General features: G+C 41.0%; 24 protein-coding genes. 8 read left to right on the top strand and 16 right to left on the bottom strand.

Annotated features, from left to right (window positions below; all coding sequences use genetic code 11):
• Positions 1-38: 38 nt before the first annotated feature.
• The 6 genes from CLV99_RS22945 to aqpZ all read left to right on the top strand — a co-directional run bounded on the left by CLV99_RS22945 (position 39) and on the right by aqpZ (position 4030).
• Entirely contained in the window at positions 39-545 is a 507-nt protein-coding gene (locus CLV99_RS22945) for an RNA polymerase sigma factor (protein ID WP_133586866.1), read from the top strand.
• Positions 535-1152, top strand: a complete 618-nt coding sequence (locus tag CLV99_RS22940; RefSeq protein ID WP_133586865.1) for a hypothetical protein — start codon at positions 535-537, stop codon at positions 1150-1152. Before CLV99_RS22945 ends, CLV99_RS22940 begins: the two co-directional genes overlap by 11 nt.
• Positions 1153-1336: 184 nt before the next feature.
• The gene (locus tag CLV99_RS22935; protein ID WP_133586864.1) at positions 1337-1792 is read left to right on the top strand and encodes a hypothetical protein; all 456 of its coding nucleotides are present in this window, start codon (positions 1337-1339) and stop codon (positions 1790-1792) included.
• Positions 1793-1811: 19 nt separating this feature from the next.
• Positions 1812-2528: a hypothetical protein gene (locus tag CLV99_RS22930; RefSeq protein ID WP_133586863.1), complete on the top strand. Its 717-nt coding sequence runs from the start codon at positions 1812-1814 to the stop codon at positions 2526-2528.
• A gap of 15 nt (positions 2529-2543) precedes the next feature.
• Entirely contained in the window at positions 2544-3113 is a 570-nt protein-coding gene (locus tag CLV99_RS22925; protein ID WP_133586862.1) for a hypothetical protein, read from the top strand.
• Positions 3114-3313: 200 nt separating this feature from the next.
• Entirely contained in the window at positions 3314-4030 is a 717-nt protein-coding gene (gene aqpZ / locus CLV99_RS22920) for an aquaporin Z (protein ID WP_133586861.1), read from the top strand.
• Between the two features lie 75 nt (positions 4031-4105).
• On the opposite strand, the gene CLV99_RS22915 is transcribed toward aqpZ, so the two are convergent.
• The 3 genes from CLV99_RS22915 to CLV99_RS22905 form a co-directional block, all read right to left on the bottom strand.
• Complete coding sequence (locus CLV99_RS22915; RefSeq protein ID WP_133586860.1) at positions 4106-5002, bottom strand: 3-hydroxyacyl-CoA dehydrogenase; 897 nt, start codon at positions 5000-5002, stop codon at positions 4106-4108.
• 38 nt (positions 5003-5040) lie between these two features.
• The gene (locus tag CLV99_RS22910; RefSeq protein WP_133586859.1) at positions 5041-6981 is read right to left on the bottom strand and encodes an oleate hydratase; all 1941 of its coding nucleotides are present in this window, start codon (positions 6979-6981) and stop codon (positions 5041-5043) included.
• An 81-nt stretch (positions 6982-7062) separates the two neighbouring features.
• Positions 7063-7950, bottom strand: coding sequence for a helix-turn-helix domain-containing protein (locus tag CLV99_RS22905; RefSeq protein ID WP_133586858.1), 888 nt, complete (start codon positions 7948-7950; stop codon positions 7063-7065).
• A gap of 425 nt (positions 7951-8375) precedes the next feature.
• On the opposite strand from CLV99_RS22905, the gene CLV99_RS22900 reads away from it, so the two are divergent.
• Together CLV99_RS22900 and CLV99_RS22895 are read left to right on the top strand one after the other, a co-directional pair.
• Positions 8376-9392, top strand: coding sequence for a PAS domain-containing protein (locus CLV99_RS22900; RefSeq protein ID WP_133586857.1), 1017 nt, complete (start codon positions 8376-8378; stop codon positions 9390-9392).
• 5 nt (positions 9393-9397) lie between these two features.
• Positions 9398-9796, top strand: a complete 399-nt coding sequence (locus tag CLV99_RS22895) for a response regulator (RefSeq protein ID WP_133586856.1) — start codon at positions 9398-9400, stop codon at positions 9794-9796.
• Between the two features lie 76 nt (positions 9797-9872).
• Here the strand turns inward: CLV99_RS22895 and CLV99_RS22890 are convergent, their stop codons facing one another.
• The 13 genes from CLV99_RS22890 to CLV99_RS22830 all read right to left on the bottom strand — a co-directional run bounded on the left by CLV99_RS22890 (position 9873) and on the right by CLV99_RS22830 (position 25547).
• Positions 9873-11006 (bottom strand): TlpA disulfide reductase family protein, encoded by a 1134-nt coding sequence (locus CLV99_RS22890; protein WP_133586855.1) that lies wholly within the window; start codon positions 11004-11006, stop codon positions 9873-9875.
• Positions 11007-11117: 111 nt separating this feature from the next.
• Positions 11118-11756, bottom strand: coding sequence for a Pr6Pr family membrane protein (locus tag CLV99_RS22885; RefSeq protein WP_133586854.1), 639 nt, complete (start codon positions 11754-11756; stop codon positions 11118-11120).
• 106 nt (positions 11757-11862) lie between these two features.
• Positions 11863-12240 (bottom strand): TlpA family protein disulfide reductase, encoded by a 378-nt coding sequence (locus tag CLV99_RS22880; protein ID WP_162850200.1) that lies wholly within the window; start codon positions 12238-12240, stop codon positions 11863-11865.
• Complete coding sequence (locus tag CLV99_RS22875; RefSeq protein WP_133586852.1) at positions 12237-13034, bottom strand: hypothetical protein; 798 nt, start codon at positions 13032-13034, stop codon at positions 12237-12239. Before CLV99_RS22875 ends, CLV99_RS22880 begins: the two co-directional genes overlap by 4 nt.
• A gap of 89 nt (positions 13035-13123) precedes the next feature.
• Positions 13124-14671, bottom strand: a complete 1548-nt coding sequence (locus CLV99_RS22870) for a PKD-like family lipoprotein (RefSeq protein WP_133586851.1) — start codon at positions 14669-14671, stop codon at positions 13124-13126.
• Positions 14672-14687: 16 nt separating this feature from the next.
• The gene (locus CLV99_RS22865) at positions 14688-15476 is read right to left on the bottom strand and encodes a DUF4843 domain-containing protein (RefSeq protein ID WP_133586850.1); all 789 of its coding nucleotides are present in this window, start codon (positions 15474-15476) and stop codon (positions 14688-14690) included.
• A 22-nt stretch (positions 15477-15498) separates the two neighbouring features.
• Positions 15499-16953, bottom strand: coding sequence for a RagB/SusD family nutrient uptake outer membrane protein (locus CLV99_RS22860; protein ID WP_133586849.1), 1455 nt, complete (start codon positions 16951-16953; stop codon positions 15499-15501).
• 11 nt (positions 16954-16964) lie between these two features.
• Positions 16965-20294 carry a SusC/RagA family TonB-linked outer membrane protein gene (locus tag CLV99_RS22855; protein ID WP_162850199.1) on the bottom strand — a complete coding sequence of 1110 codons (3330 nt, stop codon included), beginning with the start codon at positions 20292-20294 and terminating at the stop codon, positions 16965-16967.
• A 178-nt stretch (positions 20295-20472) separates the two neighbouring features.
• Complete coding sequence (locus CLV99_RS22850) at positions 20473-21618, bottom strand: FecR family protein (protein WP_133586847.1); 1146 nt, start codon at positions 21616-21618, stop codon at positions 20473-20475.
• An 84-nt stretch (positions 21619-21702) separates the two neighbouring features.
• Complete coding sequence (locus CLV99_RS22845; protein ID WP_133586846.1) at positions 21703-22281, bottom strand: RNA polymerase sigma factor; 579 nt, start codon at positions 22279-22281, stop codon at positions 21703-21705.
• 215 nt (positions 22282-22496) lie between these two features.
• On the bottom strand, positions 22497-23618 hold the full coding sequence (locus CLV99_RS22840) for a PKD domain-containing protein (RefSeq protein ID WP_211348632.1): 1122 nt from the start codon (positions 23616-23618) through the stop codon (positions 22497-22499).
• A gap of 43 nt (positions 23619-23661) precedes the next feature.
• The gene (locus CLV99_RS22835; protein ID WP_246032837.1) at positions 23662-24498 is read right to left on the bottom strand and encodes a cyanophycinase; all 837 of its coding nucleotides are present in this window, start codon (positions 24496-24498) and stop codon (positions 23662-23664) included.
• Positions 24498-25547, bottom strand: coding sequence for an isoaspartyl peptidase/L-asparaginase family protein (locus tag CLV99_RS22830; RefSeq protein WP_133586844.1), 1050 nt, complete (start codon positions 25545-25547; stop codon positions 24498-24500). Before CLV99_RS22830 ends, CLV99_RS22835 begins: the two co-directional genes overlap by 1 nt.
• Positions 25548-25560: the final 13 nt, after the last annotated feature.

Below are 25560 nucleotides of genomic sequence, written 5' to 3'. Positions count from 1 at the left end.
CTTGATAATTCAAACGTATTACAACAACCGATAGCGCTGTGAACCAACTGAACGAAAAATTATTCTTAAACCACCTAGAGGAGCATAAAGGCATCTTACATAAGGTCGCCCGTATGTATATGGACAATAAGGAGGACCGCGAGGATCTACAACAGGAGATCATAGTACAGCTTTGGAAATCCTATTCCAAGTTTAAGGGAGACGCAGCGTTCTCGACCTGGATGTACCGTGTCGCAATCAATACAGCGATTACCTACTTCAAGAAAGACAAACGCAGAAGCGACCGTTACACTTATGATACCAACCACGAGCCTCTGCACGAACAGTATGATACCGAAAAAGAAAAACAACTAGAGCTATTCTACCTTGCTGTACAAGATCTCAACAGAATTGAAAAAGCGTTAGTTTTCTATTTTATGGAAGGCCTTTCACATCGCGATACAGGAGTCCTATTAGGAATCACCGAAGGCAATGTCAGAGTAAAACTGAACCGCACAAAAGAAAAATTACAAAACATTATAAAGAAACTCCACCATGAATTTTGATGAACTAAAATCGACCTGGAATGCAGAATCTACACAAGAAGTACATATTCCAACACGGATCCAACAACTACGTAAAGCACAACACCCCTTGGACAAACTCAAACGAAACATGAAAAACGAGGGGTACATGCAGATTGTAGCTATTATATTTATGGCTTTCGCTCCACAGCTGTTCACTATTGCCACCAACACCTACTTAATATATTATACGAGCTATGCCATCGTTGTTATTATCTCGATATATTACCTAAACATATTTCGCCATTTCTACCAGCGTGTCTGTCACTATACAAATGACACCAAAGACAACTTGAGTGAAATATATTATGAGTTCAAGTTGAATATTGAACGCTATCATTCCTTTGGATTTCTACTCATCCCATTTTTAATGGTCTGGACAGCCGTATACACCTATAGTCGTCTCGTCGAGCAGGGAAAAGACCTTAGTACTATACCAGATTCCAACAAACAGCTCTTTCTAATTGTTATATTGATTACTTCATTCTTTGTTCCCGCAGCTATCGTAGCCTGGACGAGATACTTCTATACTCCTTATACTAAACAGGTCAAAGCTATTCTCGACGAATTAAAAGAAGACGAGCTTTAGACGCCTATCATTAGCTGTCTGAAAAGACCAACCTCCCAGCTTGGCTTCTTTTTAGACAGCCTTTTCGCCCCGCTTTATCCTTTCTGCTTTCAACAGACGTTTCATAAAACGCTATTGACGAATTGTAAACCATTTACCTTTTCTAAATAGTACTTTCTAATTTTGTTTGAAATCAAATCAAGATATGGCATCATTAAAACAAATCATCCTTGTATTAGCTATGCTTATGGGGATCTCAAGTATTTCACTAGCAAGAGTTAAAATTCCTCTCGGAGAAAGAGAAGTACTTAACAAAGTCCATGACCTACCTGATACCGATGAGTTCAAACTTGAAAACGGTAGTTATCTGGATCTAGCAACACTGCACACGGAGTTTAATATCGCATATCTACTTCCATTGTACATCACTGTAGCACCAAAGCTTGTTGGTTATGATGAAAAAACAAAGGAGTATTATGATATCCCTGCCAAGGAATTAGAAGCCTTATTAATTGAGCAGAAATTGAAATCGAGCAACCTCAATAAGTTGCCGTTTTACACCCAATATGGTGGAAAACTAGTCGGTTTAGCGCTCATAGCCTTTATCATCTGGGGATTCATCCCTTCAAAGAAAAAGAAAATAGAACCAAAAAATATTTAACCATTAAACAACAAAAATCATGAGTATCCAAGTAATATTAATCATTGCTGCTTTTGTCCTTGTCTACGGAGGGATTATGTATTTTACCTATGCCAAAAAGAAAAAACTAAAAGAAGCACTACAAAATACAGACTTCAAGGCTGAGCTGCAAAAAGCAACAACTTATCGAGACAATTTTCTGGGTGGAGAGTATAGTTATCTTCAGAAACAAATGGGCAATCTTCCAATCGACGCATTCAATTTTGCCAACTTAGACTACAGTAATAAGTCAGCGATAAAAGACGGCTTAAAAGACTCTTTAAGAAGTGCTGCAACGCTCGGCACCGTAAGATACCAGACCGTGCAGACTCCTAAATATTTACTTTTGAGCGGCGACGATCTTCATCTTTTAGACACAGATACAGAGGGCGACATCAGCAATCATCTGGTATTCGACAAGGAAAGACTAACGCAAGCTACACTCGAAGAAATCCCCCAAAAAGGCACCATGCAGGCTTTCGCCAAACAAAAAGGTGATAATGTAAAAGCCTATAGAATAACTTTGCCAACGGATGGGCAACCTATCGAGCTTGTACTTTTCTCAGCCTTAGTTTTCACCTATGCCACCACGACTGCCAGCATGTTTTCGATGAATACCCAAAAACTAATACAAGAGAATACTATAGCAAATGACTTTCTTTTAAAGCTGGGAGAGAAATATCCAAATATGAAAGTTCAGGTTCCTTATCTAGATTAATATCGAAAAAAAGCTATGAACAATAAAAAATCCATTTATATCCTGATCAGCTTGATCGTGATTGCGGCAGCCGGTATTACCATCTGGGGTTACAGTGTCCTGAATAACATAGAAAACGATAAAGAGCAGACATTAAACCTCTCTAAACGTATTTTAGAATACTTTCCGGATCACCTATCCATATACAAATATCCTGTAGAGCCCGCAAAACCTACCTGGCAAAAGGATTATCTTGTTATTGAAAATGGCGGTCATGATGAACTGGGAATAACTTATAAAGCGAAGTGGAACGAAAAGCTAGGTACTGCCGCCAACTATCCAGGAGAAGATGTCAAAGGACTGGTCGTCATTGCTCAAGATATGTTAGAACGTGGTGAGTACATCAGCAAACTCGGCCAAAAAGATAAAGCTTATCAGCGGAATTATATCATCAGCTACTTTGATATGGGCAACAAGGTTGTGGTAGCACGGGATACACTATATGGCGAAGAACCGCCTAGCAATAAACGATCTACCGGATCCGTTGCTGGCGAATTCCCAACCGACCAAGCGGTAGTTGACGCCATATCCAATCGTTTACAATAAATAAACTACATACTCTTTTGTTCATCCCGCTGGCTAAAACCCAGCGGGATTTTTTGATTCACACAACACATTCTATCTGTAGACAAAAACCTACTTTTTCTTTACTTATTTTTACCTACATTTAACATTAAAATATTTCATCAAAAGAAATATTTCAACACCAACATATTCTTAAATAACAGGTATAAATTTTTAAAGTCATGACAAAAAAACTATTCGCCGAATTTTTCGGCACATTCTGGTTAGTCTTCGGAGGCTGTGGCAGCGCTGTTTTTGCGGCAGGCGTTCCCGACATAGGAATTGGCTTACTGGGCGTTTCCTTAGCCTTTGGTCTCACCGTGCTCACGATGGCTTATGCTGTAGGCCATATCTCCGGAGGTCACTTTAATCCCGCTGTCTCCGTAGGTTTACTTATCGGAGGGCGTTTTTCCGCAAAAGATCTGGCACCGTACATTATCTCCCAGCTATTAGGAGCTATCGCTGCCGCAGGTTGTCTTTACACCATACTTAACGGTTCGGGGTCTTTTTCTACTGAGGGGCCAGGAGCATTCGCCACCAATTTTTATGAGATGCCAGGTTATCACGAGCGTAGCTATAGTGTCGGAGCCGCATTCCTGGCCGAATTTCTACTCACGACCTTCTTCTTAATCATTATCCTAGGCGCTACTGACAAATGGGCTAATGGAAAATTTGCAGGTCTTAGCATAGGCCTTGCTTTAACACTCATCCATCTAATATCCATACCAATAACAAACACCTCGGTCAATCCTGCCCGCAGTACATCACAGGCTCTATTTGTCGGGGGAGCGGCACTGTCACAATTATGGTTATTCTGGCTTGCACCGATATTGGGCGCTATTGCCGGAGGAACTATATACCGGTATCTTCTTAAAAAAGAAGACATCCCCACCGGGTAGTCAGAACCACCTTTATAAAAAATAGCCACAACAGACAACCCGTTGTGGCTATTCATACGCTGACTTTATGATACCCTACTTCAAGAAGTCCTTATCCTTGTACGCTGGATTAGGATAAGTATAGAACCCTTCCCCTGTCGATACCCCAAGCTTATTCTTATCAATAAAATTCTCTTTTAGATAAGCCACCGTTTTCACCTTCAATGGGTCATTTGTCGCCTCCGCAGCCATCTTATTAATATTATACGCCGTTGTAATCCCTACGACATCCAATATCGCAAAAGGTCCCAATGGAGCGCCGGTTGCCACCATCCAAGTCCTATCTATCGTTTCCGCATCAGACACTCCGCCCACCAACAGGTTCGTAGCTGCTGTCAGCAGAGGCACCAACAGCGAATTGACGATATAACCCGGCTGTTCTTTATGCAGCGGTAGTGCCACCATACCTATCGTCTTTGCAAAAGACACTATGGTATCAAAAACCTGTTTGTCCGTCGCAGGATGCCCCATGACCTCAGCCGTATTATGCTTCCAGATTTCGTTGGCAAAGTGAAGAGCAAGGAACTTAGCAGGGCGTCCCGTCTCATTCGCGAACTGACTAGGCAATAATGTCGACGAGTTGGTCACGAAGATTGTTTTCTCCGGAGCCACCTTCGCGAGCTTATGGTAAAAATCAATTTTTATCTGTGGGCTTTCCGGCACTGCCTCAATCATTAAGTCCGCGTCCTTGGTTGCTACAGCTAGATCAGCGCTATACGCTAATCTAGCCTTCGTCTCTTCCAGTTGGCTCTGTGATGCATTCAGATCCCGCTTAAATGCCTCTGCTAAAATATCAAACTTGGCTTTTGCATTAGCCAGCACCTCATCATTGATGTCATATACCGTTACATTGTATCCATGAAAGGCACATTGAAAAGCTATTTGATAGCCCAGTACTCCGCTACCAGCTACTGTTACATTTTTTATATCCATAGTTTATCCGTTTTTTTAAATCATTATACCATCCGAGATTAACCTCGGATAGTCTTAAGCCAGTCCTTAAATTTAGCAAGATGCTCTCCAATAAAAGACTCTTGTTCTTGCTCATCCTTCTCTTCCCATGGAAGAATATGATCAAAATAAGTTCCTTTTAATACTCTACGAAGCAGTCCTTCTCCAACAAATGGCTTATCATCGTTAAGTGTTTTTGCAGCCTTTAACAGGTGCCTTATATCATACTGAAGCGGGCTCACATCGGGCACCTGTTTATTCAGGTTCAATAACTCATATACTGCAATCCGGGCTGTACGAACAGAGCTTTCCATTGTAAAAACAACATCATTATTCGTTTCGACAAACTGTCCGACCAAGCCAAGGTTCTTACAGCCCTCCGGCACCACCGCAGGTCTATCCCCCTTAGCCCTAGGCATAAACATCGATGTAATGTAAGGCATGAATGCCGTACGCACGATAGTATTTGCGATGACATCATCCAACTGATCCACGATACCCAAATGATGACACAATTCCGCCAAGATCTCATTACCTGTACATTCGGGCATTGTCTTCTTCACATAATCCCCATTTTTATCCATAAAGAGTGCATATACCCACAGCACCAGAACATCATCTGGCTGCTCCGGAAAATGCGGCTGCCTATTACAAGTAAAACTCATTAGCCAATTCGAATCCGTTATCGTAATGATTCCACCGGTCACCGTTTTTCCCGAATACGGGTCATTGACAGCATATTCCTTTAATTTATCAATAAGTGCTGATGGCTTACAAGTGAGCGTCGCAGACTCCCAAGAAGACTTTTCAATATTACTACAAAACTTATCCGGGTTACCGAAAATACTCGATTTAGCTGCAAGATTTTTCCATATTTTCCATCCCGCACTCTGCCCACTGGTTGTATTATCAATTTCAACAATAGGGGCCTTCGTATTATCCCCATAAGAGGTATCCTCTGTCATCGACCCCGTAGTCACAATGACATAATCCTGTTCACGTAAAGGGATGATCACATCCTTACCTTTCTGCTCCGTGATAATTGCCTTTACCGTTTTCCCTTCTGTATTGATATGGATATCGAGATCCTTTACCAGATTATTGAACTGTATCTCTACCCCCTTATCTTTCAGAAACCGTCCCAGTGGCGTTACAAATGTGTCATATTGATTGTATTTCGGGAATACCAAGGCAGACAGGTCATTTAGGCCATCGATAGCATGCAAAAAACGGTGCATGTACAGTTTAAACTCTAATAAACTATGCCAGTTTTCGAAGGCAAACATCGTACGCCAAAATGTCCAAAAATTGCTGGACAAGAAAGATTCTCCAAAAAACTCTTCGATAGAAATATCATCCAGCTCCTCTTTCCTTTTCAATAGAAGCTTAATCAGCGTTAGCTGATCTTTCTTATTGAGCCCAAACTTACTGAAATCCTGAACCTTTCCCTTGTTATGAATTAGGCGAGCCTTCGAGAAGTTCGGGTCGTTATCATTAATTAAACGGTATTCATCCAAAACACTATAAGGAGCTGGCATTTCCAATGCTGGAATATCCTGAAACATGTCCCATAGGTTTTCATAAGTCATATCCATCTCACGTCCACCTCTAATGATATATCCTTCTTTTGCATTACCAGCCCCATCTAGAGACCCTCCCTCTACAGCCAGCTGCTCCAAAAAAACGATATTCTTTGCCGGAACATGTCCATCTCTGATAAAATAATATGCAGCAGCCATCCCCGCAATACCACTACCTATAATATACACCTTACTATCTTGATAAGACTTGGAGGGAATTCCCTTATTCCGTTGATAGTTTCCGATTTGATCCGAAAAAGGAAACGACTTCTCCGGGATGTTCCGCTGTCTCTCCTGACTCGCATCAGGCTGATGCTGCACATTGCCATTGCTTGAAGAAGCTTGCAATACTTTGTCAAATTTTGAAGTGATTGTTTTCATAAGTACCTACTATTTTAACGTTTACGTAAAATTACAGCATTATAAGTCGCTCTTGCTATCCCCAAATTCGCGAATGCTATACTAGATTTCCTGACCACTGAGCTGGGCCCGCCTATATTCAGAAGGTGACACATAACTGTGCTTCTTAAAAAAGCGTCCAAAAGCCGAAACAGAATTAAAACCTATTGCATACGCCACATCAGACACCGTCTTTTCTGGATTTCCTAACAGTGCTAGCGCCTCTTTTAATATATATTCATCAATAATTTGATGAGGAGTCTTTCCTGCTCCCCGTTTCACCATGGCTATAAGATACTTATTGGACACAGATAGACAGTCAGCATAATAAGCCACATCCTTATGCTGTCCCACATGCTTACAGACCAATTCCATAAACCGGAAAAACAAACAATTGCCCTCTTCCAAAGTTTTATCTGAAGTCTGCTTTTCATTAACAACTATTTCGGCAACCTCCAACAGCACATTAAATATAAGCGTTCGTACCAGATCCAATGTATATCTTCCATTACGCTCACTGACTTCCTTCAGATACTCCATCAGTGAAAATATCCGGTTCGCGTCATCTCCATTTGAACGAATCACACAAAATGACCGTCCTGTAAACAGTCCCATTTTATCCAAAAAGAAAGGATCCGCTATATTCTTCAGTAAAAAATTCTTATCAAAAAGAAGGAGCCTCATTCTTAACTCCCCACTGGTCTGTACAAACCGAAGTACCGTCGAAGGAGCAAGCACCAAAAACTCATTTTCTGACAAATGGTACTGCAAATTATCGATTTCTATTTCTATCTGCCCTTCTACACAGACACAGACAGCATAATAATCGACCCGAAAAGATGTTTCAGGAAATTCCGGTATGGGATTACCAGACGAGATATAGTATGGTAGCACACAGTCGACGCCATAAAACATCAACGTATCGTGCAATTTTTCATATGCTTTATCCATATACAGCTTCTTTGGTAGAGCTTTAGCAAACAATCGTACAACATTCCGTACGACAAAAAAACACTTAACTACATAGGTAAATATATATACTAAGATAATAAATATCTCCAACATCTTCGTTCGAATACGCATTGGAAAAATGACATATACGCCCTGATTTTCTATTTTTTGTACACATAACTAAAAAGAATCCTTTGTTTTCATTTTATTCAAGTATATTTAGCTATAATTTTTCAGGAGAATAGACATTAAGATTCTCTGTTTGTGCAACTTCCGCAGGTTCACAAATCTGAATTATCTATGAAAAAACATAAAGCCGACCAGCCCATAGGCCTTGTCTGCTTTTGACGATGTCTCCCTTATGGCAGATTTAGGATAAATCGAACGGTCTCTGGGCACATCGTAATTTTTAATTATAAGTTATAATGGTGAGAGCGTTTGAATACATCCAGTTTTTTAAATCGATGAGGTGTCCTTCTGTTATACTTAAGGTAACTGAACACGGATTCGATATCGTTAACGCAAACGATGGGTATCTCGCCCTAGGTGCATTGGATTTAAAAGACATACAGGGCAAAAACTTCTTTTCCCTTTACCCTATTAATCCTTACATCTCTGACGATGATTGGTTCACTTGCTTTGAGTCCGTATTAACGCAAAAGACAGAAGTAAACCTAGGAGTCCACAAACTGGTGTATCCTCTCAACACAGAGACCACCTTTTTGGATGTACGCTATTACGAAATACATCATATTCCGATTCTAGACGACCGGGAAGAAGTCATATATATCATCCGCACCCTCTCCAACGTAACACAACGAGTCATTTTAGAAGAACTCTATAATGATTCCCAAAAATCAGTTCAGTATGGCAATTGGTGGGTCAACACCCAACATCAGACCATCGAACTGTCTTCTGGAGTTAAAGACATCTTGGAAGTACCGGACTCTTTTAAACCGGACTTACAATCTACCAAAAGATTCTATTGCAGCGAGGAAGAAGTGAAGAGCTTCTATAAAGCTGTAAACAGAGCTGTAATCGAAAAGAAGATGTTCAAGAAGCTACTCCGTATCGTTACGGCCAAAGGGAATAAGCGCTGGCTCTTATTGATCGGACAACCAGATTTTGTTGAAGGTATCTGTATCGGGGTACGTGGTGTAGCAAAGGATGTCTCCGAAAAGCTTGCCTATATGGACAAGGTAGAGAACCAGCACAACAGCTTAAAATATATCGCCTTTGCGCAGTCTCACCTAGTACGAGCACCGCTAGCACGTATTCTCGCATTAGTCGTACATCTGAAACAAAGATTTAACGAAGGGAGTATAGAGCCACAGCTATTTGATGCTCTAAATCATTCTGCCCAGGAGCTAGATGCTGTTATTCATGAAATTATAAATAAAACTGTTGGAGAAAAACGGTTAATTGTTGACGATAAAGAATAAACCTTATGAAACTGAATACCGCTATTGTTGACGACGATAAGATTTTTCATTTTCTAATGACAATCATGCTCAAAGAGACCCAGATCTCTAGCACCCCAGTATGCCTTCAAGAAGGAGAACAGTTTCTCCAATGGTGGCATACACAAAAAAGCGTCTCCCAAAATTCCCTTATATTTCTAGACCTCAACATGCCTTTAGTAGATGGATGGCAAGTGCTAGACAAGCTGAAAGCTGAAAATGCAAAGAACCTCTTTGTAGTAATCATCACCTCTTCTATTGATCCTAAAGATAGGAAAAGAGCAGAGAGTTATCCTATGGTTATCGATTTCATGGTCAAACCCATACAATTGCACGATCTGATAAGAATCAAACAATCGACTTCGCTGACACCCTACTTCCATTAGCATACTATTGCAAAAACAATAGGGGGAAGTGTTTTGCGACACCTCCCCCTATTATTTCATCGTATACAGGCTATCCTTAATTTAACAGCTCTGCCAATTTCTGATGTAATTCTTCTCCTCTCAAGTTGCTCGCAACGATTTTCCCATCAGGACCTATCAAGTAGTTTTGAGGAATACCACGTACACCATATAATGTCGAAGCCGCATTCTTCCATCCCTGTAGATCACTTACATTTGTCCACTCTAGCTTATCATCAGCAATAGCTTTCAACCAGTTATCTTTCTTTCCTGGATTATCTAGAGAAACGCCTAATACCGTAAAGTTTTTATCTTTAAACTTATGGTATGCCTCTACTACATTTGGATTCTCCATCCGGCATGGACCACACCAAGAAGCCCAAAAATCAAGAAGCACATATTTACCTCTGAAATCAGACAATTTTACAGGCTTATCATTTACATCATTTTGTGTAAAGTCTGGTGCCATCGCTCCTACAGCTGTAGCTTTTGCAGCGATAATACGTTTATTAAAAGCCGTTCCTGCAGGAGTACTTTTCACCTCTGCGCTCAATTTATTATAGGCCGGTTCTGCAAAAGCAACATCAAGCTGCGAACCTGAAAGATCCTGCAATGCTAACAATGCAAAATAAGAGGTCGGATTTTTCGTTAAATAATCTTTCTGCGCACGCTCTTTCTCCTCCATCAATGGTCCAGCCATACCTCTCAATTTTTCAGCCAACTTGCCGTCTTTACGTTGCTCATCAGTAGCGCCATACCACTCTTTATCCAAAGCCGCCAAACCTTGCGTAGAGCGCTCTAGAGATTTCGCATATTGAGCATATTCAACACTTAATGGTGCTCCCGAAATAACCGCATTCTTTATAGAGTCTGTAGCCACTAGCTTAGCAGTTCCTTTATCAATATATAAGCTATAAGAGTCTGCCCCTTGCGCTGCACGGCGATCCAACACACCTGTTGGCGCATAAGTAATCGTCATCTGTGTAGGTCCCTCTACTGTTCCTTCAAAAGAAAACTTACCTTTCTTCACGACAGCGCTATCTTGCGACATACCATTGCCCGTGCGGTATGATAAATATGCTTTCGCATTATCATTTGATTTTTTTACCTGAGCTTCGATTTTAAAAGCTCCTTGCTGTGCCCATACCGCTAGTGGTAATGCAAGCACCATTGTTAATACTGTTTTTTTCATTTTAAAATTTAGTAATTGATTACATCGTAACCAGGGGCTAAATTAGATATTTTCAATTTTGCCTGCTACAAATACGCGTATCAATTACGTTACGGCATATTCAGAATGCCACTAAAGCCTATTTTTAGGCTTCTTAGCTTGCCAACGCACAATGCCTATCAATAGCGTCCCAAGTAAGCCGATTATCACCGCCACGACTCCACAATTCATTAACACCTTAGTCATCCCCAACGCATCAACATCCACAAATGGATATGGGTAGAACCCCGAAATAGCCCCATGCCATAGTGTATAAAACAGATAAATAAGGGGATAAATAAGCCATGACCACAGATTCCTCCCTTGCAGATTACCTTCAGCGCGGGTACGCCACCAGTAACCCAAAACCAGCAAAGGTATTACCGAATGCAAGAGCTCATCCGTAAGCCTAGCAATCCCCTCCGGATGCCACAAAGAACGCAGTGCCACATTATATACAAGTCCGACCAATAGGATGTACAACGTTAGTGCCGTCAATGTTGTACTTTTTCTAAAAAAAACACCAATACAATTTCCTGACATCAGCAATAGACCTGTATATCCCACAGCAACCATTAGATTCGTTAATATCGTGAAATAACTAAAAAAACGCACCAAATAGGTGCCTACAGTCAAGGAGCTATTACCAATCCCCATCACGAACTGTACAATCACCGCAAACCATGCAAGAATGGCAATCAATGCCGCGAGTCTCCTTTGGGATAAAATCATGATTTTTATATTCTTATTTTAAAAATAAGAAATTTGCTCAAAGTATCTTACCAAAAAAGAAGAGTGCTCCATGCAGCTATCCCGATACTGCTTCTCTAATATTCCCCTAAAAACCATAAATATCCTGTAGGGCTCGGTCTATATCATTCGTTGCCGAAGCAGTTACGCGCAAAAGCACTTTTCCCTCTTCATCTAAAAGAATCTTAGTAGGAAATCCTCTTACATGATAAGCTTTGACAATATCAAACTGCTCCTTTCCATCATTATTCAGCACATTAATCCACTCCAACCCTAATTCGCCAATTGCATTATTCCAACTATTTTTAGATACCTCAAGAGTCTTACCGTGTTCTTGCGCTATCCCAACGATTTCAAATCCATTCTCTTTATACTTACTGTACAAACCTTTCAAGTGTGGCATACTAACCTTACAAGGACCACACCAACTACCCCAAAAATCAATCAACACCACCTGTCCTCTCAAATCTTCCAGCTTGAAATTAATTCCCTGCGATGTAGTCCTTTCAATCCAATAGCCGGTGTACCAACTGATGTTACAGCTTCGTTCTGAATCATTGCCGCCATTTCAACGGCCATCTTTGTCTCCTTATAATGCCTATCCAATGCCTCAAATGCACTAGCATAATCGCCAGAAGTATATCTATTTTTCATCCTATACAATAACATCATACTGACGTAAAGCGATGGGTTATCTCGAATAAAAGCCTTTTGTAACTCTGCCTCTCTTTGAGCTAGGGCAGCTATCTCTTTAAAAATAAACTCCCCTTCAGCAGAGCTCGCTTTCACCTCTTGTCTGCTCAAAGGCAAATACAGTTCTTGCATTTTTCGGTTTATTTCTGCTGTCGACATCCTCAGTGCACTATAACTTTCATTTTCTTTGCCTCCAGAGACTATCGCAAATTCCAATTCAGTAGCCAAAGCATCCACACAAACATCAATGCTATCTATCAACAAAGACAATGGTCTAGCCATTGCCAGATTATGCTTTCCATTCTTCGATTCCAACTGTAACACAGCTTCTGTACAACGCTGTTGCTTAGGCACCCTTATCTCGTAACGATTCTCCTTCCCAACTGTTGAAAAGCGATACCTATTCCCATTATCATCAGTAAAAACGAGTACTGCTTCCGATGGTGTATTATCTGATTCCCCCGATAGGTGTAACTTGACAGACAAACTATCCCGCTGCGCGATAGACAAGTGTGGCATAAGAAAAACACAGTACCACACCATTAACCAGTTATATATTCTCTTCATTTTCTAAAAAACATTGCCCCAAACGCAGTTTATGTCTGGGGCAATCTGTTTAACATTATTTTATATTCACAAAAGCACTTAGCTCCAATTTAATAACCCGTTGGATACGTAGATGTACTTACTGTTGGAGATATATACATGACGTCTCTAACAGCCCCTTTTCCTTCCAATACAAAAACAGGAGTAGACAACAGATTACCTGCCTGCTTTTGAAACATACGTACCTTATAATTAGGTCCAACCTTTGTTCCGATCATCACATAGTCGTAACCGTAGTTTGTTTCACTATACTTACGATGCCGTATAAAAGTAACCTCCTCATTGCCTGGCACCGAAAACTGAAGCACCTCATTTCCGCTCGTCAACGCATGGCTATACACATCCCTACCATTGTGCACGAAATACATAAAGCCTTCCGACTCGATAAGGAGAGTATGTTTTGAAGAATTGTTCAACTTCGCATTTACATCCACTGGATAGGTCGTTATAGACATCTGTGCATCTCTAGGTTCCAAATACCCCAAAGTCTTCTTCAAAGTCGTCTTATCCTCAAACAAAGCCCATCCTCGCGCAAACCATTTATACAGGTTGCCATCGTACAATCTATCTTGATACGACATGTACAACATTCTTTGATTATTGTTCTTTGCAGAGAGTTTTGTATCGGCCTTATCAGTCATACTCGACAATACTGCAGGTGCATTCAGCGCAAAGACAAATGAACTGCTTGTATTATCAAATAAAAAAGGAGTAGTATTCCCAGAAGTTAAAAAATAAGGTGATAGCTCATGTGGTGTATTGCTATCATCGCGCATAGACGAACTTCCAAAAAAACCTGAATTTGGTCCTGAAATACCATGTATATGGTTATTATTCATCATATACCATGTTGACGAAGCCATAAAGGTTACCATATCCTTGTTTACAGCATTGGCGCCCCAAAAAACAGTATTCTTATCCCTAAACTCTTTCAGTGTATTAATATGAATCGCAGAAATATTCTTTTCTGTTCCTGCAAACAGTGTTTTGGTATTCGCAGGGGTTTCTGTTACAACTGTTGATCGGTAATCTGAAAAATAAGTAAGTCTCAATCCTTTTCCTTCAATAGGCCGTCCATTTACACTACTGAAAACATTCTCATTCTTCTTACCACTAGGTACAATACTTCCTTCTGTAAAAAACTGATCCAAATCCGAATTGATGCCATCATCTTTCAACACATACCATCCTCGGGTATATTCCGTATTGACCACCAGAGGGACATCCGTATACTTTGCCAGTCCAGTCTTCTGATTTTTCACGATGCTCACCAATTGATATTCCTGAGCAGCCAATTTAACGGCATAATTCAAATCTTTTGTCCTTGCAATCGTGTCCAATCGATATAGTGCACCCTCAGCACTCGTGGGGTAGATAGCCCATACATACTCAAATTGAGCATCAGGAAGGTTTGAGGTTACATCCAATTTAATATCCAACACATCGACATCCGTAATCACACTATAGCTTGACTGCAGTCCTTCTACTTTGATGACTTCTGCCTCAGCAAGGTCATTGCTGTTCGTATCTTTATCACATCCCATTAGCCCAAACGTCAGCAACACGACGAGAGCACCTATTATATTTATTCTTTTCATGTCTACTTTCAGTTTATTATGGAAATACAATCAAATCTCCGAATTCATCTACTTTGGGTTCGCCTAGATGCGCATTATTATAAAGCGCCAACTCTTTTTTCAATTCCGTACCAAAGTGCTTCGATTGGTCAAACTCCAGCTTAGACATCATCTCCTGATCCCATTTCAATCCCGTAACCTCGATCATAAACTCATGTTTCACCCTACTATATTTTCCCCAGAAGTACTTTGTAGCATAGTCATCCCAAGCAGCTGGCTGTAACAAAAGATCACCTACCAGTACTCTGCGCCATGTGTTTGTTGGAGCTCCTTGTTGAAAATGCTCGTTCGCTACCACTTCAAACTGTAAGGTATAAGGCTTAGATTTAAGAGAAGCATCTCTTAATAATACCACAGGAACCCTCATGTACGATTGTCCTGCTTTCACCACATAAAGCTGCTCTCCCTTCGAATCGTCGAAGGCCTGATAGTGTTTATTTGGCACCGCATTATCCACATCTTTTACTAGACTCTGCATGAGCTTAAATGCCCTATCATAATTCTGTACCTTACCCAAGGTATAAATACGAAAATAGACTGTATCCACTAATTTGGTAGCCTCCTCGGTATAGAAAGAGTACGCTTTTGCTGTATCGCTTAGCTTCCATATTTTCTCATAATCACTCCAATAAATTTTTGCTGGATCCATCGGTCCAAACTGTATGCGATCTACATCCTTATAGGGCATAAACTCCGCCTCTTTACAAGAAAAGAGGGAGCACAAAACGCCCAAAAGAAATATATTCTGTATGACTTTCATCTTCATGTTTTTAGTGTTTATACAATTATTATTTTACAGGCTCTACCTTTGGTAGCGGAAGTACGTAATTTATTGTAGCAGCATTGGGTATAAAAAGAAAATCGGCCTTTGCTACATTATTTCGCTTATAGTTAAAGAACCCCTGCCCTTCGGCATAAAATTCTTTCCGATATTCCTTAATGATTTCTCGTTTTAGTTCTAAATCATTGCTTGGATTGGTCAATTTAAGACTACGAGTATCCCGAAACTCCTTCAGTAAAGTAATACCTTCTGTAAAAGAGGTTGTTTCTGCAGCAATCAAATACATTTCACTCATGCGCAACATCGGGATCTGTTTATAGTCCGTATTCATCGACACTGTTTTTGGATCCTTGGCTTCATATTTCCTAATGACATGTGCTTTAGCTCCATTAGAGAGTGTATTGAGAATCCACAAAGACTGTTCTCTGATATCTGTATTTGTATTGCCAAATAGTGTATTCTTAATCAATGTCACGGTTGTCCCCTTCTTCAATACGCCATTTGAATAACGCATTCCAAACCAGTCAAACATTGCTCTGTCATATAATCCGAAAATATGTTCCTCTCTCAAGACATAATCACCTGCATTCATATCTGAACTGCTGCCTAGTCTGAATTTGGGACTATTATTGTTATTAACGGCACCTATCACCTCTTTTGAAGCGATATAAGCCTGTTCTTTATTCCCAAACCAGAGCTGTGCTCTCGCCTCAAGTGCTCTTACCGCATAGTAATTCATACGAAGTGTACGATAGGCAAAAAAATCATTCTCTGCTCTATAGCCGCCCCCACCTACTCTATTCGGCTCCCTCAGTTCGGAGACCGAGTAATGGAGGATAGGGTCTACTTCTTTCAATAGCGCTGTAGCCTCTTCTATATCCTTTAACAGCATCTTTTTGTACTCTTCAAACTCTACATGCGCATTGATTGCTTTTGAAAACTGAGTCACATAAGCCAATCTACTTCCTTCTGCCGGACTTGTTGGGATAGGACCAAAGAGCCGTAAGATATCGAGGTGAACATAAGCCCTTATTGCGAGGGCTTCTCCTTTTATCAGATTATATAAGCCCTCTGTTTTGAAAACAGACTTTCTTTCATCAATGTTGTTCAACAAAGCATTTACACTTGCTATTGTAGCATATTGCTTTGAGAAAATAGCAGAAAGGGCCTTGTCTACATCCGCATCCGTATACGAAAAAAGACCCAACTTTTGTTCCACCGTTCCTGCTGTTACATCCCAGTTGGAGATTAGATTTTCAACCGTTGTCTGCGTCATACGAGCTCCATAAGAATCCTCATGCTTCATCAGAATATATATTCCTGAGAGGGCATCCTGAAATCCCTTTTCTTCTTTATATAACTTATCCAGTTCAATCTGACTACGAGGTTCTACATCCAGGTATTTATCACACGACGTATATAGAAGAGATGCGATAAGAAGAGTATAGATTAAATTTTTCATCTATTTATATTTTAAAATGTAGCACTAAAACTTAACGAAAATTGCCTAGAGAATGGATAGTTTGTTCCACGCTCTCTTTTTACCGTCGAGAGATACATCGGTTCTGATATATTTCCTGCGATATTCAGATGCGATAGTCCCATACGATTCATCCACGCCTGCGCCCTAAAATCGTATTGCAGGTTTACATTGGATAAAACCAGTGTATTTTCTTTTTGCACAAACCGAGAAGTCTTATAGATTGGCGTAGTTACCTGCACCCCTCTAAAAAAAGCATTATCTCCAGGTTGTTTCCAACGGTCTAAGAACACACGTTCATCCATCTGATATTTATAGTCAGAAGCCTCTACTTTATTGGCCAGCGTACTATTGTACTGTTGTCCACCCAAAGTATAACGGAAAACAGCATTCATCGTAAAGTTTTTATAGCGGACCATGGTGCTAAAGTTCCCAAAGAGCTTTGCCTCCGTCGATCCCGCTGCTACGACATCATTCCCGTCCCAGTTGTTTGTAGGGTTTCCATTTCTATCTAGGTATACTTCTTTTCCATTACTTGGATCTATCCCTAGCGATGGTACTACCCATATCGTATTGGATGAATATCCTTCTTCGTATACCGTTCCTGGCAAAGTTGAATTGTTCTTTACAGCTGTTAATGCATCCTTTAGGGCCTGCGATGTCTCTAGCACCTTATTCTTATTCCGTAAGAGATTCCCCGTTACGGACCAATAAACCCCATCTGTATTATTCAGCACAACAAAGGTCAACTGACTTTCAAAACCACGATTTCTCATCCGACCAACATTCTCCACATAACTCGGGAAGCCATTTGAAGCTGGCAAATCAATTGATGACACTAAATCCTCGGTAGTTTCCTGGTAGATATCCGTCCTTATTTTTAAACGTCTATTCCATAGTTCTAAATCAATACCAAAGTTATCTTTTTTCGTTTGTTGCCAACTCAATTCATCATTCCCTAAACCTAAAAGGTAAACACCAGGCCAAGAAAAATAACTTTCCCCCGAATAATATTTATAAGCGGTCATCGCTTGGTATGCATTAAAGTTCTGCGCTCCAACAATACCTGTAGAACCTCGAACTTTCAACCTATTTACCCAAGAGATATCTTTCATGAAATTTTCTTCATGAATATTCCACCCAAGTCCAAAAGACCAAAATGGAGCAAACCTCCTTTTGGAACCAAACTGAGAAGAGCCATCCCTCCGAAATAAGAAATCAGTAAAGTATTTATCGCTATAGCTATAACTTATATTACCACTAAAGCCCAAAGCCCTATTAAAATCCTCGAACCCCTCTGGAGCTTTTCCTTTTGCATATTGCAAAGCCGAACCAAAGAAATCAAGCTGCGCATTCGTATAGCCTTCCGCCAACACACTATAATCCACCGTTCGGATCTGACGTATATTAAAATCCCCCGCCGCATAAATATTATGCTTATCATTAAAGACTTTGTTATAAGCTAAATTTACACTTCCGTCATAGTTAAGGTTATTACCTACACCATACGTATAATCACCACGTCTAAATAAGTCGTCAGGGCCATAATCTGCAAAAGCTGTATGATCTGCGGGACGAAACTTATCACTTTGCGTAATACGTTTAGTCAATCCAAACTGCGTCCGTAATACAACATCAGAGGTAATATCCCACTCCACAGATGTATTGTTAATTATTTCAGAATACTCACTTTTATCATAGGTATTGAGCGATGCATCATATAACGGATTTGTAGGAAGCTGCGCCCAGATTCCCGTATAGGTTCCATTTCCCGGATCCCCTAATCGTTTTAATACTTTACCATTTTGATCATAAGGCGTCCAATAGGGATTTAGTTTAGTATAATCACCAAACTTGCCGTAAGGAGATTCTTTGGATTTCCCCTGTGCAATCTGTGTATTATTCCTAAACCTAAAATTGCTCAATTGGTACGATAACATAATATCTCCATTAAAGATATTCCGGCTGGAACCCTTCATTACACCAGAGATATTATTGTATTGAGCCGATGCAGAATAACGTAATTCGTTATCCCCCCCTTCCAACCTTAGGCGGTGACGTTGCCCCATACTTGTATGTAGTGGGATAGACAACCAATCTGTCTCTACGCCTCTGTTTACTTCATTAAGAATATAATTATAATATTTTTTTCGAGAGATATCCGCAGCAGGTCCGTTTGGCACGTCATAATATCCGACCATCTTCTCTAATGCCAATTTATCTCTCGAACTTAACAAGTTATAGTCTGTCAAATCTGGGTTTTCGATATTAAAGTTAGAACCAAAACTAACCCGAAGCTTACCTGCGATAGGTTGTTTTGTTGTAATCACAATTACCCCATTGGCTCCACGCGATCCGTACATGGCAGTCGCTGCAGCGTCTTTAAGAATCGTGATCGATTCCACATCATTTTCATTGATATCGAGCAGCTTCTTTAGAGAAGACTGAAAACCGTCTAAAACCACCAATGGTGTATTCAACCCTGCCCGCGATTCATTCTGCAGATCCCCTACATTTGGAATACTGGAGTTTCCACGGATCTGGATCTCGGGCATCCTATTGGGATCCGAACCATAAAGATTGCTTTCCAAAATATTGAAGGAAGGATCAATATTACGTAACGAAGTCACTAGATTTCGAGTTCCAAATTGCTGTAGTTCCTTAGCTGTAACTGTAGTCGAGGCACCAGTGAAGCTCTTATCGACTTTTTTAAATATCCCTGTAGATATCACTACTTCTTCAAGTTCCCCCTCATCTGTTTCCATTCGAATCGAGTATGCATTTGCTCGAGGGCTCAAACGCTGCACTTTAACTTTATAGCCTAAAAAACTAAAAGCAACTACCTGATTAAAAGCAGTGCTTGGCAGCTCAAACTCTCCTTGAGCATTTGTTTGTGCCAAGTTTATATTTGTTGCCTTCAACCGTATGGAAACACCCGCCAATGGCTTCCCTGACTCATCCATTACGATTCCCTTTATCGATTGCTGCTGTTCCAGAACTGGTTTCACCGCTATTCGTTCGATAGCTACAACCTGGTTATCCAAAGAAAAAGCAAAGCCTTGTCCTTTCAAACACTCATGGAGCACATCCTTCAAGTCTACATCAGACACCTGCATATTAATTGGCTTCAGCGCCTTGATGTGCTCGGCATCATAAATAAAATCATACTTTGTCTGTTTTTGAATTTGGCTCAGCACCTCTTTCAAGCTTGCATTCTTGACTCGGATTGATACTTTTTGTGCATAAGTCGATGCACTAACCTGGAGAAGCATTAGTAGCCATCCCGTAAAGACAAGTTTCATGATGAAAATAAATTTCTTCATGCGCGACAAAATAATGCCCGCATTTGTGGTCAATAATTTATACATTTGAAATAATGTGGTTGTTAAAAAAGTTAGTTATTGTTCGCTACAATCAGCTGATTAACACCCTTTTTACGGAAGTGTTAGCGCACTTCCGTTTTCTGTTAACGAGCTGACCTATTTCATATCATTTAGGCCCTTATTTCACGATGATCCTCCTTTCTTCTACCTCAATTTGGACTTTCGCTACACGCTCTATTCGTTTCAATATATCCGACAAACTCCTCGTACGCCCAAAACTTAACGTAATATTCGACCGCACTCGTTTTTTCCATACCACTTCGTCAATATCGTACCATCTCGCTAACTCGCTCAATATCACCTCGAGAGGCTGTTCAGAAAAACGGAAATATCCCTCTTTCCATCCCACTTCCTGATCCACATCAACCTGCAAGATGGTTATACTATCGTCGGCCTCCAAGGTGATAGCCTGCTGCCCAGGTTTCAACACCAACTGCTTATTCTTATGCGACACCCGAACAGAACCCTCAGATAGTGTCGTTTTAGTTTCTGACTGATCTGCAAGAGATCTAATATTAAACACCGTCCCTAAAACCCAAATTTTAGTTTCTTTTGACTCCACTTCAAAAGGAGAATTCGGCTGCTTAGCGACATCAAAATATGCTTCACCAACTAATTTTACCTTACGTGTACCTCGTTTATAATTTGAGGAAACCAAAAGCTGCGATGATGAATTAAGCCATATTTTTGTACCATCCGACAGAATAACTTGGTTAGACACTCCCTTAGGCGTAGAGAAAGATAAAAATTCCTCCTTTGCCCCCGGCTCAGCCAACACATCAAAACGATATACCCCTTCACCTATTCGCTGTACAGCGACATCTTTTGTTTCCAGCCTATCTAGCGAATCGTTGACGACAAATACAGAGCCATCCCCCAGTTTGACCAAAGCCTTGTCATCTGGCAAAGTGATATCCACTGGAATTGTCGTCACATCTAGGGTACTTTCCGCTTTCCAAAAATCCAATTTCATAATACCGACAGACAGTACTCCTGCAATTAAGACCGCAGCAGCATAACGCACCCAAGCAAACCGACGCGTATTCCGCGGTTCCTCCTTGCCAACACGCGCTTCAATCTGCTCGAACACAGCATCACTTGCATAGTGAATTCCCATATCGACCTCAATCATTTCATCGATCGCCTTACTGATCTCCGCTTCACTCAAAGACAACAATAACTCCTCAAATACAATACGCTCTTCGTCCAGAAGAGTTCCCGCATTATACTTTACCCATAATTCTTTAAACCTTGTTGTACCCAAAATTCAGATTGCTTTTATTAGAAGAACACCGCAAAAAAAGAGCATAACTACTCCTCGCGATTTTTTTTGCAGAAAAAAGAATATTTAGAAAAAGAAAGTTACAAAAGCCATATAGAGATCCCCGTTCTTTCCTTTAAGCTTCGTTTTTAGTTGCTTTAAAGCACGGGTTATATGATTATTGACCGTATTTGGAGAGATCCCCAACCTTTCTGCGATCTGTTGGTGCGTCAATCCCTCATTACGGCTCATTTCGATAACCTGCCGCTGCTTTTCAGGCAGATCAGCAATAGTCAGATTCAACAGATTGACCAGCTCCTGGTAAAATATATGTTCCTCAAAAGAGTCTGCTACATCCGTAACCTGCTCCGCAAGACCATCATGTGCTATCTTGGCTCTTTTTGCAGACCTTAATTTATTTATACTAAGACGTTTGGCAACAACATAGAGAAAAACCCACAAATTGCCTTCCGCATCAACTTTATCACGATGCAGCCACAATCTTGTAAACACCTCCTGCACCACCTCTTCCGCCAAAAACGGTTCCTTTGTAATCTGCACCGCCACACTATACACCCCTCCCCCCAATCTATCATACACCGTTTTAAACGCTAGTCGATTTCCAGCAATTAAGTCCTGTACAATATCACGATCCACTAAATGCATCCGAGAGAAAAACTTAAGGGTAAGTATTTGTTAGTTACGCAAAAGTACAATATTATTTCAATTCTATAGCTATCACAGGAATACAGCTCCAGAGAACAGACGACTTTACAGATACTAGATAAAAAAAATAAGGATAACAAAAACCTAAAAGGTTTCCGTTATCCTTAGATCAACAGTGACGTGCGTTCGTAAAACCTACGCACTACGACCGTTTATTATTTAACAAACATTCCTCTCGGATTATTGACTCCCGACAGCACCGTTTCGATTTCTGTACCGTCTAGATTTGCCTTCTTGATAATTCCGTTATTCGTTTCCGCCCAATATATTTTATTCGCGGTATGATCTACTGTCATACCTGAGCCTCCTCTATTACCGGAGAATGTAGCTATTTTCACAATGCCTGAGCCATTCAGATCAGCCCGCATAAGCCCTCCTGCATTCCGATCATCATAATAGATCTTTTCATTGATCTCATCGACATACATACCATAGCCATAGGCTCCTGCGATGAGTATACTTCCTCCTGTTCCATCAGCCTTCGCTACATGTAGATTTTCTTCATTCACATCATAATAGTAGATAAATCCGGTTTTGCTGTTGAAACCAATCGCCCGCATTGATCCACCCACTACTTTGATAAACTCCTTCTCATATCCACTACCATCCAGATTCGCGCGTGACACATTTGCACCATCTGCTATATACATCTTATTATCAGCAAGATTGATCGCCACCCCATAAGGAGCACCTAATCCCGAGAGAAGCTCTTCCACATTGCTGCCATCCGCATTCATACGCCACACCTTGCCCGATCCTGAATTTTGGAAATCACAGTAGTAAATTTTTTCATTTACCGCATCGTAAGCCATGCCATGCCCTTCCTTACCGGTCATATTAATAACCGTTTCGGCTGCAGACCCCGGCACAAGCGACACCTTACGTATCAATTTGCTTCCATATTCTATAAAATAGAGTTCCTTATCCGTATCGATGACCGCATCTGGATCAATTACTGCTAAGTCCACCGAATAGTTTCCCGTTCCTCCTGCCCCTACTGCTTTCAATTTAACAGTATATACTCCCGGAGCCGTATACGTCTTTAAAGGTGCTTTCTCCGTAGAGTTCGTTCCGTCACCAAAATCCCAAAGATAGGTTTCCGCGCTCTCGGAACCATTAGCAAATTCAATAGCCTCGTTAATTTTAAACTCTGTTCCCTTGACAGTAAAAAAACTTTTCACTGGCTCTCCTAGATCGTCAAAGTTGTATTTTTTGTCTTTACAGCCTACCATTGTGACCAGCACAACCAACAGCGTAGGCAATACTCTTTTCAACATGTTCATAATATTTAAGTTATATTATTAGTTCAACCGTGATATCCTATCTTATATTAAAGCTCTGTCCCTCTGAAAAAAGGGAGAATGCTGCGTTTTCAAAAGAAACCTTATCCTTACCAAATACCTTCAATTTTTTAGGAGCCGACACCACGACCACCTGACTATCTCCTGCTACAGTCGCTTTTTTCCCCTTCACAATAATCGCAGTCGCTTCATCTATTCCGATCAACATCTTGTCTGGGTGATCCGCCAAGACACTAAGCAGCCTGTTATAGCGGCTCCTTATGATAAAATGCTGATCAATAATTGCCTCCGTCAGATAGCCCATCCCTTGAGCCGTCTCTGCATTATTTTTTTTGACCTCCTTAAAACTTCCACCGGCTTTCTCCTCTCCGGTAAACATAATCGCAGACATTACTGCCGCTCCTGCACTTGTCCCTGAAATAGTCGCTCCCTGCGCATAGGCTTTATGCAACGCATCATAAAGCTTCGTCCCTTTGACCACATTCATAAACTTATTTTGGTCACCACCTGTTATATAAATCAACCGTGCGTGCTGCACCGAATCTATCCAAGATTGTCTTTCATTCGCTTCTGCCCGTGTAAAGTTGAAACTTGCAATTGGATTCTGGCAGTGCTGTAACAACTGTCCACTGATGAACTCCACAGACTCTTCCGGAATACTCGTTGCCATAGGCAGGATGACGATGTAATCGGATGCCTTAAGATTAGCCGTCTTCACCAATGTATTTACCAGAGCGTCCGAACGGTCCCCTCCTCCAATAATAAAGAGACTCCCTTTAGACTGTCCAAAGATGCATCCTGTCAGCAACAGGAAAGCAACCATCATACTATATTTTATATTAAAATTTCCTTTCATTACTTATAGATATAAACCGATATTTTACCATTTTCATCCACCGTACCGCGATACATACCAGAGGTATTAAATGTCATAGCCACCTTACCCGATTTATCTAGGCCGATGATCCCCCCGTCACCTCCCATTTTACCGATTTCATCGATCACTTGCTTTGTTGCATCCTCAATCGACAGTTTCTTCAGTTCAATAAGTGCTGACACCCTATTGGCCGCAACTTCTCGAATATAATACTCGCCCCAGCCGGTACTGGATATACCAGCAGTCAAGTTATTACAATATGTACCCGCTCCAATAATCGGCGAATCGCCCACACGACCGTATCGTTTGTTGGTCATACCACCTGTAGACGTTCCTGCAGCAAGATTTCCATCTTTATCCAACGCAACAGCTCCGACCGTACCAAACTTTTTGTCCGCATCCGCTACACCAGAGATTCGGCTCTTACGGATGTCAGCGTCATTAAAAGCTGCCCGCCCCGTTTCTTCCTCGCGTTTGGTCCGTTGCAACTGATCCCAACGTTCTTGCGTAAAGAAATAAGAAGCCGGCACCGTGTCACATCCATTGGATGCCGCAAACAATTCTGCCCCCTTTCCGACCATCATCACGTGCTCAGACTTATCCATGACAGCTCTAGCCGCATTGATCGGATTCTTTATATTCGTGACACCAGCTACCGCACCTGCCTTTAGCGTTTTACCATCCATGATAGAGGCATCCAATTCATTCTTACCCTCATTGGTAAATACCGCACCTTTTCCAGCATTAAAGAGGGGCGAGTTTTCCATTACATTGACAGCAGCCTGCACCGCATCCATAGACGATTTACCTTCTTTTAATAAATCATAACCACTTTGTAGCGCCTCCGTCAGCGCAGCCGTATAAGCTGCCTCCTTTTCAGGTGTCATATGCTGCTTTTCAATTGTACCTGCCCCACCGTGAATCACCATTACATACTTGGTTTCGTCTGTCTTCACCGCCTGATCAGTACAGGACAATACCGCACTAGCCGCCCCCACCAAACAAAAAATTCTAAAAATATTCTTCATCTCAGATCCTATT

This window comes from Sphingobacterium yanglingense (genome assembly GCF_004363245.1).
In the GTDB taxonomy this organism is placed as follows: Bacteria; Bacteroidota; Bacteroidia; order Sphingobacteriales; family Sphingobacteriaceae; genus Sphingobacterium; species Sphingobacterium yanglingense.
This window is presented reverse-complemented; position numbering and strand designations above follow the sequence as displayed.

Coding starts and splice junctions, on each gene's coding strand:
- CLV99_RS22860 (WP_133586849.1), bottom strand. CDS start 16,953: ATGAAAAATTTAATCTATACTCTTCTTATCGCATCTCTTCTATATACG.
- CLV99_RS22840 (WP_211348632.1), bottom strand. CDS start 23,618: ATGTTGAAAAGAGTATTGCCTACGCTGTTGGTTGTGCTGGTCACAATG.
- CLV99_RS22925 (WP_133586862.1), top strand. CDS start 2,544: ATGAACAATAAAAAATCCATTTATATCCTGATCAGCTTGATCGTGATT.
- aqpZ (WP_133586861.1), top strand. CDS start 3,314: ATGACAAAAAAACTATTCGCCGAATTTTTCGGCACATTCTGGTTAGTC.
- CLV99_RS22930 (WP_133586863.1), top strand. CDS start 1,812: ATGAGTATCCAAGTAATATTAATCATTGCTGCTTTTGTCCTTGTCTAC.
- CLV99_RS22865 (WP_133586850.1), bottom strand. CDS start 15,476: ATGAAGATGAAAGTCATACAGAATATATTTCTTTTGGGCGTTTTGTGC.
- CLV99_RS22905 (WP_133586858.1), bottom strand. CDS start 7,950: ATGGATAAAGCATATGAAAAATTGCACGATACGTTGATGTTTTATGGC.
- CLV99_RS22895 (WP_133586856.1), top strand. CDS start 9,398: ATGAAACTGAATACCGCTATTGTTGACGACGATAAGATTTTTCATTTT.
- CLV99_RS22875 (WP_133586852.1), bottom strand. CDS start 13,034: ATGAAGAGAATATATAACTGGTTAATGGTGTGGTACTGTGTTTTTCTT.
- CLV99_RS22885 (WP_133586854.1), bottom strand. CDS start 11,756: ATGATTTTATCCCAAAGGAGACTCGCGGCATTGATTGCCATTCTTGCA.
- CLV99_RS22855 (WP_162850199.1), bottom strand. CDS start 20,294: ATGAAGAAATTTATTTTCATCATGAAACTTGTCTTTACGGGATGGCTA.
- CLV99_RS22835 (WP_246032837.1), bottom strand. CDS start 24,498: ATGAAAGGAAATTTTAATATAAAATATAGTATGATGGTTGCTTTCCTG.
- CLV99_RS22900 (WP_133586857.1), top strand. CDS start 8,376: ATGGTGAGAGCGTTTGAATACATCCAGTTTTTTAAATCGATGAGGTGT.
- CLV99_RS22870 (WP_133586851.1), bottom strand. CDS start 14,671: ATGAAAAGAATAAATATAATAGGTGCTCTCGTCGTGTTGCTGACGTTT.
- CLV99_RS22890 (WP_133586855.1), bottom strand. CDS start 11,006: ATGAAAAAAACAGTATTAACAATGGTGCTTGCATTACCACTAGCGGTA.
- CLV99_RS22845 (WP_133586846.1), bottom strand. CDS start 22,281: ATGCATTTAGTGGATCGTGATATTGTACAGGACTTAATTGCTGGAAAT.
- CLV99_RS22910 (WP_133586859.1), bottom strand. CDS start 6,981: ATGAAAACAATCACTTCAAAATTTGACAAAGTATTGCAAGCTTCTTCA.
- CLV99_RS22935 (WP_133586864.1), top strand. CDS start 1,337: ATGGCATCATTAAAACAAATCATCCTTGTATTAGCTATGCTTATGGGG.
- CLV99_RS22940 (WP_133586865.1), top strand. CDS start 535: ATGAATTTTGATGAACTAAAATCGACCTGGAATGCAGAATCTACACAA.
- CLV99_RS22830 (WP_133586844.1), bottom strand. CDS start 25,547: ATGAAGAATATTTTTAGAATTTTTTGTTTGGTGGGGGCGGCTAGTGCG.
- CLV99_RS22915 (WP_133586860.1), bottom strand. CDS start 5,002: ATGGATATAAAAAATGTAACAGTAGCTGGTAGCGGAGTACTGGGCTAT.